The sequence below is a fragment of the Vibrio anguillarum genome (genome assembly GCF_001989995.2).
Taxonomy (GTDB): Bacteria; Pseudomonadota; Gammaproteobacteria; order Enterobacterales; family Vibrionaceae; genus Vibrio; species Vibrio anguillarum.
Genome location: NZ_JAHGUP010000198.1, coordinates 1 through 439 on the forward strand (window position 1 = coordinate 1; position 439 = coordinate 439).

Genomic DNA, 439 nt, shown 5'->3' on the forward strand with positions numbered 1-439 from the left:
GGGTTTATGACGCGCTTACCTAAAAAACGTCAGCCCAATGTATTTGAACTGACGGAGCTTTACTCTTTTTGTATGTAAGGTGTTTATTCTGCGGCTTTTACTCTGATTTTGCTTTTAGCTACGTCAGAAAGGTTTAGGCTAGAAATTGCAGCATTAGCTTCGTTTTCGTTTGGCATTTCGACAAAAGCAAAGCCTTTTGATTGACCCGTTACTTGGTCTAAAACAAGCGTACATTCAGCTACGGAGCCATGAGCTGAGAATAAAACACGAAGTTCTTGTTCAGTTGTAGAGCGAGATAGATTGCGAACTAAAAGTTTCATGATGAACCAATTGGTAGTAAATGACAGTGCGAATTGTGGCAGCTAAAGATAAGTTTGGCTAAGCAATTCGTTCTCTATACTGAGTATTGGTTAAAAAACTGCATAACAAACGGCTCAAG

The 439-nt window shown here is 39.4% G+C and carries 1 protein-coding gene; it reads right to left on the reverse strand.

Features of this window, described 5'->3' with window-relative positions:
• Nucleotides 1-83: 83 nt before the first annotated feature.
• The gene (locus tag PL85_RS18415; protein ID WP_013867767.1) at nt 84-320 is read right to left on the reverse strand and encodes an RNA recognition motif domain-containing protein; all 237 of its coding nucleotides are present in this window, start codon (nt 318-320) and stop codon (nt 84-86) included.
• Nucleotides 321-439: the final 119 nt, after the last annotated feature.

What these genes read in the sequence shown, in the direction of transcription:
- PL85_RS18415 (WP_013867767.1), bottom strand. Translation starts at nt 320, where the DNA reads ATGAAACTTTTAGTTCGCAATCTATCTCGCTCTACAACTGAACAAGAA.